General features: G+C 68.7%; 9 protein-coding genes. 6 read left to right on the forward strand and 3 right to left on the reverse strand.

Annotation, left to right across the window (positions count from 1 at the left end; genetic code table 11):
- From AC3WVS_RS08385 to AC3WVS_RS08400, 4 genes are all read left to right on the forward strand, one after another.
- Window positions 1-1,023, forward strand: coding sequence for a DUF58 domain-containing protein (locus tag AC3WVS_RS08385; RefSeq protein ID WP_492318205.1), 1,023 nt, complete (start codon window positions 1-3; stop codon window positions 1,021-1,023).
- Entirely contained in the window at window positions 1,020-2,990 is a 1,971-nt protein-coding gene (locus AC3WVS_RS08390; RefSeq protein ID WP_492318206.1) for a transglutaminase TgpA family protein, read from the forward strand. Before AC3WVS_RS08385 ends, AC3WVS_RS08390 begins: the two co-directional genes overlap by 4 nt.
- Window positions 2,991-3,113: 123 nt before the next feature.
- On the forward strand, window positions 3,114-3,602 hold the full coding sequence (locus AC3WVS_RS08395; RefSeq protein ID WP_492318207.1) for a MarR family winged helix-turn-helix transcriptional regulator: 489 nt from the start codon (window positions 3,114-3,116) through the stop codon (window positions 3,600-3,602).
- Window positions 3,599-5,182: an MFS transporter gene (locus AC3WVS_RS08400; RefSeq protein ID WP_492318208.1), complete on the forward strand. Its 1,584-nt coding sequence runs from the start codon at window positions 3,599-3,601 to the stop codon at window positions 5,180-5,182. Before AC3WVS_RS08395 ends, AC3WVS_RS08400 begins: the two co-directional genes overlap by 4 nt.
- Window positions 5,183-5,335: 153 nt before the next feature.
- On the opposite strand, the gene AC3WVS_RS08405 is transcribed toward AC3WVS_RS08400, so the two are convergent.
- Together AC3WVS_RS08405 and AC3WVS_RS08410 are read right to left on the reverse strand one after the other, a co-directional pair.
- Entirely contained in the window at window positions 5,336-5,668 is a 333-nt protein-coding gene (locus AC3WVS_RS08405) for a hypothetical protein (RefSeq protein WP_010809792.1), read from the reverse strand.
- Between the two features lie 260 nt (window positions 5,669-5,928).
- A complete protein-coding gene (locus AC3WVS_RS08410) occupies window positions 5,929-7,395 on the reverse strand; it encodes a DegQ family serine endoprotease (protein ID WP_492318209.1) in 1,467 nt (488 codons plus the stop codon).
- Between the two features lie 181 nt (window positions 7,396-7,576).
- Here AC3WVS_RS08410 and AC3WVS_RS08415 point away from each other — a divergent pair, with 181 nt between their 5' ends.
- Window positions 7,577-8,053 carry a MarR family winged helix-turn-helix transcriptional regulator gene (locus AC3WVS_RS08415; protein ID WP_492318210.1) on the forward strand — a complete coding sequence of 159 codons (477 nt, stop codon included), beginning with the start codon at window positions 7,577-7,579 and terminating at the stop codon, window positions 8,051-8,053.
- Window positions 8,054-8,100: 47 nt separating this feature from the next.
- A complete protein-coding gene (locus AC3WVS_RS08420) occupies window positions 8,101-8,523 on the forward strand; it encodes an organic hydroperoxide resistance protein (protein WP_492318211.1) in 423 nt (140 codons plus the stop codon).
- 68 nt (window positions 8,524-8,591) lie between these two features.
- Here AC3WVS_RS08420 and AC3WVS_RS08425 read toward each other — a convergent pair whose 3' ends face one another.
- Window positions 8,592-8,870: a GIY-YIG nuclease family protein gene (locus AC3WVS_RS08425; protein ID WP_492318212.1), complete on the reverse strand. Its 279-nt coding sequence runs from the start codon at window positions 8,868-8,870 to the stop codon at window positions 8,592-8,594.
- Between the last annotated feature and the right edge of the window lie 197 nt (window positions 8,871-9,067).

Raw genomic sequence — 9,067 nt, forward strand, 5'->3', positions numbered from 1 at the left:
ATGGCGGCGCGCAAAAGCGTGCTCCGCGGCGCGCCGGCCATGGCGCAGTGCCGCACGGCGGGCCGGCGCCCTACCGGGGGCATACTGCTGCTGGACCGCCGCCACCTCTATATCCTGCCCACCCGCGGCGGCGTCGGCTTTGCGGTCGTGCTGGCGGCGATGCTGCTGACTTCGCTGAACTACAGCATCAGCCTGGGCTTTGCGCTGACCTTCCTGCTGGCCGGCATCGGCATGGCCTGCATGTGGCTGGCCTACCGCAACCTGCTCGACCTCGCCGTGGCCGCGGGCCCGGCGGCGCCGGCTCACGCCGGGCAGGATGCCGTGTTCCAGCTGCGCATCGACAACCGCGATGCCGACGCGCGCATCGGCATCGAGGCGCGCGTGCCGACGCTGCCAAACGTGGCAACCGCCATGCTGACGCTCGATGGCAACTCCGGCGGCATGCTCGCCCTGCACGTGCCGACTGCGCGCCGGGGCCGGCTGGTGCTGCCGCGCGTGGCGATCGCCAGCCGCTTTCCGTTCGGCCTGTTCCGGGTCTGGAGCTATGCGGACCTGGACCTGTCGACGCTGGTCTATCCCGCCCCGGAGCCCGACGCCCCGCCACCGCCTGCCGCATATCGGCCCGACGCTGGCGATGGCGTGCACACGGCCGCGAGCGCGGCCAGCAGCGACGACGGCATCGACCAGCTGCGCCGCTACCGCAGCGGCGACCCGCTGCACCGCATCGCCTGGAAGCACAGCGCGCGTACCGGCCGCTGGCTCAGCCGCGCCGGCGATCCGCCGCAGCAGCCGGCGCGCTGGCTGGACTGGCACGCACTCCCGGCCGGCATGGAGGCGGAAGCGCGGCTGTCGCGCCTGTGCGCGTGGCTGCTGGCCGCCGGTGACGATGCCGAGATCGGCCTGCGCCTGCCCGGCGTAGAACTGCCGCCGGCGCGCGGCGCCAGCCACCGGCGCGCCTGCCTGGAAGCGCTGGCGTTATGGCCGCAACGGCCCGCGGCCTGCCGCGCCGGAGACCGGGCGTGAAACCCGTCGCGCGGCCGCTGCAGCATGACGACCATGGGCTGCTGCTGGGCCAGCTGGCGCTGGTGCTGGCGCCGCAGGCACGCACGCTGCCAGTGGCGGTCAGCCTGCTGCTGCTGCTGCTGCTGGGCTGGCGCTGGCTGCTGTGGCGGCGGCGGGCGCCGCTGCCCTCGCGCTGGATGCTCGGCATCACCGCGGTCATGGTGCTGCTGGTGGCCAGCGCGCTGGTGTGGCAGGACGGCGGCGGCATGGGGCGCGAGCTCGCCGTGGCGCTGCTGGGCGCCTTTGTCATCCTCAAGCTGCTGGAATGCCGCGCGCTGTCGGACGCGACGCTGGTCACGCAGCTGTCGTTCTACCTGCTGCTGACGCTGTACCTGTCCGACCAGCCGTTCTGGCTGGCGCTGTACAGCCTGGCAATCGGCGCCTGGGTGCTGCGCAACTGGCTGTTGCTGCACCACCCCGAGGCGCGCAGCCGGCTGGCGATCTGGCCGCTGCTGGGACGCATGGCGCTGCTGGGCCTGCCCTGGGCGCTGGCGCTGTTCGTGCTGTTCCCGCGGCTGGAGCATCCGCTGTGGCAACTGCCGCAATCGGCGCCGCGCGGCACTACGGGCATCAGCGACACCATGCGGCCGGGCAGCGTCGGGCAACTGATCCGTTCGCCCGAAGTCGCCCTGCGTGCCGAGGTCGCCGGCCCGCCGCTGCCCGCCGCAGCGCTGTACTGGCGTGCGCTGGTGCTGTGGGAATACGACGGCACCACCTGGCACCCGTCGCGGCAGCGCCGGCAGCAACTGGCGCCCGCGCCCGCCGGTGGCAACACGGAAGGCATCGACATCAGCATTACGCTCGAGCCCAGCCAGCAGCGCTGGCTGTTCGCGCTGGACCGCGGCCAGGCGCTGTCCGCCGGCGTGGACGCCGCCGCCACACCCGACGGCGAATTCATGGTGCGCCGACCGGTGGACCAGCGCATGCGCTATCGCACGCATTCCACGCTGTCCCCCGCGCCCGAAGCGCTGACACCCGCCACGCGCCGGCTGGCCCTGAGCCTGCCGGACGGCAATCCGCGCGCCCGCGCGCTGGCCGCCCAATGGGCCGACCGCCATGCCGATCCCGCCGCGCGCGTGCAGGCCGCGCTGCGGCTGTTCGCGGCGGCGCCCTTTGCCTATACGCTGAGCCCGCCGCCGCTGGGCAGCGAACAGGTCGACAGCTTCGTGTTCGACACCCGGCGCGGCTTCTGCGAGCACTACGCCAGCAGCTTCGTCTTCCTGATGCGAGCCGCCGGCGTGCCCGCGCGCGTGGTCACGGGCTACCAGGGTGGCGAGTACAACCCCATCGGCAACCACTACGTGGTGCGCCAGTCCGATGCGCATGCCTGGGCCGAGGTCTGGCTCGACGGCCGCGGCTGGGTGCGCGTGGACCCGACCAGCGCCGTTGCCCCGGGCCGCATCGAACAGGGGCTGGATGCGGTAGTGGGCAGCGAAGCCGCGGACTGGCGGCCGTCGCAGCAACCGGCCTGGCTGAAGGACCTGCGCTGGGCCTATGAAGGCGTCGTCTACACCTGGCAGCGCTGGGTGCTGCAGTACGACCATGCGCAGCAGCAGCGGCTGCTGCTGGCACTCGGCGCCGGCGTGGGCGCCGGGCAGTTGCTGGCCGGCGTGCTGGGCGCACTGTGCCTGCTGGCGCTGGTGCCGCTGTGGCGGCGCCGCGGGCCGGCAGACCCGGTCGATACGGCCTATGCCCGCTTCTGCGCCCTGCTGGCCCGCCACGGCTGCGAGCGCGCCCAGGCCGAAGGACCGCAAGACTTCGCCGCGCGCGCCAGTGCGCGGCTGCCGCGCGCGGCCGACGCGATCGCTGCCGTCAGCGCCGCCTATGTCGACTTGCGCTACGGCAACCTGCCGGCCGCGGGCCATGCGCAGGCGCTGGCAGCGATGCGGGCAGGCATTCGCCATATCGCCGCGGCGTTGCGGCATTAAGCCCCCGCCAGCCACGCCGGCCGACACGCCCTGTCGGGATTAGCTTCGCTTGATATAATTACATCTGTAACTATATCGAATGTAACCGATCCGCCGCTCGCGTGGATCGCAACGCCTCCAGCCATGTCTTTCGAACAACGCATCGACCGCTTCTGCGCCAGCCATCCCGAGGCCCCGCGCGACCTGATCCTGGCCTCCAGGCTGCTGCTGCGCACCGCGCGCCTGCTGCGCGGCCATATCGACCAGGCGCTGGCCCCGTTCGAACTGGACATGAGCCAGTACCTGCTGCTGAGCATGCTTGCCGTCGACGAAAACCGGCCCAGCATGCCGTCCGAGCTGGGCGCCACGCTGGACGCCACGCGCACGCAGATGACGCGGCTGCTGGACGGCCTGGAAGCGCGCGGGCTGCTGCGCCGGCGGGCGTCGGCCAGCGACCGGCGCAGCCTGGAGCTGACCCTGACCCCGGCCGGGCGCCGGCTGCTGGAGCGCGCCGCGCCGGCGGTGCATGGCGCCTACGGCGAGGCCTGGGCGCCGCTCGGCGCAGGTGGCCTGGCCGGCGCCACGCGTGCGCTGACCCAATTGCACCAGACCCTGGAGGGGCTCCAGCCATGAATCCCGGCTCACCCTGGCAGCCTCTGTGGCGATTGCGCGTCAGCATGCGGTGGCTGCGCTGGCTGAGCCACAGGCAGCGCCAGACCCTGCTGATGATGCTGCTGGCGCTGGCCACCGGCGTAGAGTTCCTCGAGAACATCATGTTCGTGTTTGCCTCCAGCCATATCGTCGGCGGCCTCGACGCCGACCCGCGCAGCTTCGCGCTGGTGCAGGCGGCCTACGCCGTGGGCAGCATGCTGATGATCCTGAAGCAGCAATGGCTGTCGCGCCGGTTCGGCTACCGCTACTACCTGACGGGGGCGCTACTGCTGTTCATGGCGGGCACGGTCGTGGCCGCAACCAGCCATGCGCTGCCGCAGATGGTGGTGGCGCGCTTTATCCAGGGTGTGGGCGGCGGCGCGCTGTTCACCAGCTGTCGCATCCTGGTCAACGTGCTGTTCGGCCCGACGGCGCGCCCGCGCGCCACCCGCATTTTCATGATCGGCATCTTCTCGGCGTCGGCGCTGGGCCCGGCCTTCGCCGCCGAGCTGATCGACCATGGCGTATGGCAGGACGTGTTCTACGGCGTGCTGCCGTTCGCCGCGCTGGCCACGCTGGGTGCCTGGCTGCTGCTGCCGGATGCGGAGCCGCGCACCGATACCGGCGGCCCCGCGCTCGGGCCGCTGCTGCTGTTCGGCGCCGCCATCGTGACCTTGCAGGCGGCGCTGACCGAGGCGCGCTTCGACGTGTTCTCGCACCCGCTGCGGCTCGCGCTGGTGGCCGCCGCGGGCCTGGCGCTGCTGGCCGTGTTCCTGTGGCACCAGTGGCACCACAGCGAACCCGTGCTGCACCTGCGCGCCCTGCGCCACCCGGTGTACCTGACCGGCCTGGCGATGTACTTCGTGTACTACATGATCAGCAACCTGAGCGGCTACCTGTTCCCGATCTACGCCGAGCAGGCGCTCAAGATCCCGCTGGCGGCCACCGGCTGGCTCAACACCTTTGCCGCGCTGGTCAGCCTGGCCGGCATCTTCGTCTACCTGCAGGTGGCGCCGCGCCTGACGCGCAAGAAGCCGCTGATGGTCGCCGGCCTGGTGCTGATGGCCGCCACGGCATGGTGGTTCTCGCAGATGCCGCCCGACGCCGGCCCGCCGGCGCTGGCATGGGGGCTGGTCGGCAAGGGCCTGTTCGGCGTGCTGGTGATCATCCCCATTGCCGGGCTGACGTTCCGGGCGCTGGATCCCGATGAATTCGCCCATGGCTACCGCAGCAAGAACCTGATGCGGCAGGTCGCCAGCTCCTTTGCCTCGGCGCTGGGTGCGGTGCTGCTGCAGAACCGCCAGTTCGCGGTGCACGACAGCCTGCTGCACGCGGTGGGCCAGCGCCCCGCCGAAACCGAACACTGGATGGCTGCCATGCAGGCGGCATTGGCCGCGCGCGGCTTCGATGCGGCGCAGGCCCACCTGGGCGCGCTCGCGCAACTGAGCGGGCTGATCGAGCAGCAGGCCGGGCTGATTGCCTGCGAGGATATCTATCGGCTGATTGCGGTGCTGGCGCTGGGCGCGGCGGCGTACATGCTGCTGCAGCGGCGGCTGCCCTGAAGCCCGCGCGAGCGGCTACGCGCAAGCGGTGCGACGACTGGAACTACTGCGGAACAGACGCGGAATCTTGGGGAGAAGCGAAGGCACCGCGCACGAGGCGATGGCGCGGACGGGTCGCAGTGCCGGCGGATGCGGCACCGGCGAAGTACCTGCTCAGAACAGCGACAGCTGGCGCATGCCGAAACCGATGGTCTCTTCCACGCGCGCACGGGCGTGGGCCAGCGAGCCTTCTGCGCCAGAGTAATTGCCGGCGGCCCAGTGGTAGACCACGGGGATATCGCCGCGCTCGGACAGGCGCACTTCGCCAAGCTTGTCGCCGCGTTCGTTGCGGTAGAAGTGTGAGCGATAGCCGCGCTCCCAGTGGGGGGCGACAACCTTCTTGCGCCGCCGGGGCTTCGGCGCGGAGCCGGCGGTGGACGTCGTGGACGTCAGTCGCCGCGCTCTATCGGTACCCGGCGTGATGGCGCGGGTGAAATCCAACTGCATAGACTTCCTCTTTGTCGATTCAGCAGAACCAGGGTCGGCGGGGGCTGCCGCCGCATGCTTCGTGCATCGCAGTCGAGATAATACCTGCTGGCGCGCTTTCTGTAAGCAGTTCGTTGCGCTGAATCCCGCCTCCGGCAAGGCTTAGCGGGCCGTATACCGGCTTCGTATACGTGTCGGTATACGTCGGGGTATACGGCCCGCGCGGGCAACAAAGCCTTGCCAGTTAACGGCTTGCGGGCAGTCTGGCGTGCCCGCGGCAATCAGCCCAGGTCGAGCGGAATGAAGATGCGCGCATCGTCGCGCTGCACCAGCAGTGCCACCTGCTTGCCCGATTTCGATACCAGCGACCTGAGCTGCTCGGCCGAGCTGATGGGCGTGCCGTTGAGCGACAGGATCACGTCGCCCGGCTGGATGCCGACGCGCGCAGCGGGACCGGTCACGTCCTCGACCACCAGGCCGCCGTCGATGCCGCTGTCACGCTTCTCTGCCGGCGTGAGCGGGCGCACCGCCAGCCCCAGCCGGCCGCCAGCCTCGCTGCTGCCGCCCTTCTGTGCGACGGCCCGGTCCTTGGCCGTGCCCACCGTCACCGACAGCGTCATCGGCTGGCCCTTGCGGATGATCTTCAGCGAAGTCTGCGTGCCCGGCTTGATATCGGCCACGTGCTCGGGCAGGTCGCCCGAATGGTCGATCACGTCATTGTCCAGCTGCATGATGACATCGCCGGGCTTCAGGCCAGCGCGCGCGGCCGGGCTGTCGGGTTCGACCGAGTTGACCAGCGCACCAGTGGGCTTGGGCAGCCCGAACGATTGCGCCAGCGCCTGGTTCACCTCCTGCACGCTGATGCCAAGACGCCCGCGCGTGACCTTGCCATGCGCCACCAGCTGCTGCTGCACCTTGGTGGCCACGTCGATCGGGATCGCGAACGACAGGCCCTGGTAGCCGCCGGTCTGGCTGTAGATCTGCGCGTTGATGCCGACCACCTCGCCGCGCTGATTGAACAGCGGCCCGCCCGAGTTTCCGGGATTGACGGCAACGTCGGTCTGGATGAACGGCACATAGGTATCGTCCGGCAGCGAGCGCGACTTGGCGCTGACGATGCCCGCGGTCACCGTGTTCTCGAAGCCATAGGGAGAACCGATCGCCAGCACCGGCTCGCCCACGCGCACCCGCGAAGGATCGCCCAGGCGCACGGCCGGCAGGTTCTTGGCATCGATGCGGATCACGGCCACGTCGGTCTGCGGATCGCTGCCGAGCACCTTGGCCTTGAACTCGCGGCGGTCGGTCAGCTTGACGGTGACCTCCTGCGCGCCGTCGACGACGTGCGCATTGGTCAGGATCAGCCCGTCCGGGCTCACGATAAAGCCCGAGCCCAGTCCGCGCACCAATTGCTGCTGGCCGCCCTGCGGACCCTGGAGCTGCGGCCCGAAACGCTTGAAGAACTGGAACAGGGGATCGTCCGGATCGATGCCCGGCGGCATCTGCGCCGAGGTGCGCTGGGCGCGCGCGGTGACGCTGATATTGACCACGGCGGGCCCGTACTGTGCCACGATGCCGGAGAAATCCGTCGGTGCGGCCACGGCGGCCACCGGCTGCGCAGGCGCGGCGGCTGGCGCAGGTGCCGCGTACCCCGGCGTGATGACTTCCTTCTGCAGATAGGCATAGCCGCCGCCAAGGGCGGCAAGGGCCGCGATACCAACGGCCGTGCGAGCAATGGTCTGGCGCATCATGTGTGGTTCCTTTCCTTGTGCATCAGGCGTCGGCATTTTGCGACGCAACACGGTCATGCTAGCGACCCAGACTTAAAACAGACTTAAGGATCAGCACCTGGCCATGCACGGGCGTATCGAGCACATTTCCGGAAATGAAAATTTATATTGCGCACAATCTAATTGCGTCTAATATATCGTCATGGAACGCGACACGGACCCCTCCCCAGATTTGCTGTTACTGGATCGCCAGCTGTGCTTTGCGCTGTATTCGAGCTCACTGGCCATGACCAAGTTGTACAAGCCGCTGTTAAGTGAGCTTGGACTTACTTATCCGCAATACTTGGTGATGCTAGTGTTGTGGGAGGCAGAAACGCTGACGGTCTCGGAACTCGGCGCGCGGCTGGCGCTGGACTCGGGGACGCTGACGCCGCTTTTGAAGCGGCTGGAGACGGCGCGGCTGGTCACGCGCACACGTGACGCAGCCGACGAACGGCGGGTACTGGTCAGCCTGACCGACTCCGGCCACGCATTGCGCCAGCGCGCAGCGCGTATTCCTGAACAGATGTTGTGCGCCACGCAGTGCCCGGTCGAAGAGATCCAGGCCCTGACGCAGCGCCTGCATGCACTGCGGTCGACGCTTGAACAGGCGCGGACCGATTCCAGCCTGCCGGACTGACGGCAAGCATTGATACGCCCCTCTCGGGCAACAAACCGGAGCTTTAGATGAAACTCGAAAAAGTCGTTTATACCGCCCATGCCACCGCCACCGGCGGCCGTGACGGCCGTGCCACCACGTCCGACGGCCAGCTCGACGCCAAGCTGGCCGTGCCCAAGGAAATGGGTGGCGCCGGCAATGGCCTGAATCCGGAACAGCTTTTTGCTGCCGGCTATTCGGCCTGCTTCCTGGGCGCCATGCGCTACGTGGCCGGCCAGCAGAAGATCACCGTGCCCGCCGATGCCACGATCGAAGGCGCGGTCGGCATCGGCCCGATCCCTCAAGGCTTCGGTATCCAGGTCGAACTGAAGATCTCGCTGCCGGGCTTCGAGCGCGAGGCTGCTGAAAAGCTGGTCGAACAGGCGCACCAGGTGTGCCCGTACTCGAACGCGACGCGCGGCAATATCGACGTGACGCTGGCTGTGGTCTGATCCTGCAGGCATGGAAAAGGCCGGTATCGCGAAGGCGATACCGGCCTTTTTGTTTTGTCGCCCTGCGGCTACTGGGCCGGCTCGCCTGTTGGCAGTTGCGCGCAAAATGCGCGCTTCTGCGTCGAACTCAGGCGCTTGATCTCGATTTCCGCCTTCAACGCTTCGGATTTCGTGTCGAAGCGCAGTTGGCCCAGGACGCGTATCGGCTTTCGCGATCGCGTGTATTTAGCGCCTTTTCCGGACAGATGCTCGGCGAAGCGGCGGGCAACATCGGTCGTGATCCCGGTGTAGATGGAATCGCCGGTGCATTCGAGCAGATAGAGGTACCAGGCGCTGTCAGCCGACATGGATGGGTAATGGGGATTCAGCGGTAATGGTATTACGCCGGAGCGGCGGCGGCGAGCCATTCCATCTTGCGCCGCGCCAAAGCAAAAACCCCCAGCCTTTGGGGCTGGGGGTTCTGCGGTATAAGAGCCTGGCGATGACCTACTTTCACACGGGAATCCGCACTATCATCGGCGCGGAGCTGTTTCACGGACCTGTT

Source organism: Cupriavidus sp. CPT47-8839-RL05A, from assembly GCF_058792255.1.

Bases quoted from the DNA above. Each gene is read 5' to 3' on its own strand.
- AC3WVS_RS08420 (WP_492318211.1), top strand. From the start codon at position 8,101: ATGAAACTCGAAAAAGTCGTTTATACCGCCCATGCCACCGCCACCGGC.
- AC3WVS_RS08415 (WP_492318210.1), top strand. From the start codon at position 7,577: ATGGAACGCGACACGGACCCCTCCCCAGATTTGCTGTTACTGGATCGC.
- AC3WVS_RS08400 (WP_492318208.1), top strand. From the start codon at position 3,599: ATGAATCCCGGCTCACCCTGGCAGCCTCTGTGGCGATTGCGCGTCAGC.
- AC3WVS_RS08395 (WP_492318207.1), top strand. From the start codon at position 3,114: ATGTCTTTCGAACAACGCATCGACCGCTTCTGCGCCAGCCATCCCGAG.
- AC3WVS_RS08385 (WP_492318205.1), top strand. From the start codon at position 1: ATGGCGGCGCGCAAAAGCGTGCTCCGCGGCGCGCCGGCCATGGCGCAG.
- AC3WVS_RS08405 (WP_010809792.1), bottom strand. From the start codon at position 5,668: ATGCAGTTGGATTTCACCCGCGCCATCACGCCGGGTACCGATAGAGCG.
- AC3WVS_RS08410 (WP_492318209.1), bottom strand. From the start codon at position 7,395: ATGATGCGCCAGACCATTGCTCGCACGGCCGTTGGTATCGCGGCCCTT.
- AC3WVS_RS08425 (WP_492318212.1), bottom strand. From the start codon at position 8,870: ATGTCGGCTGACAGCGCCTGGTACCTCTATCTGCTCGAATGCACCGGC.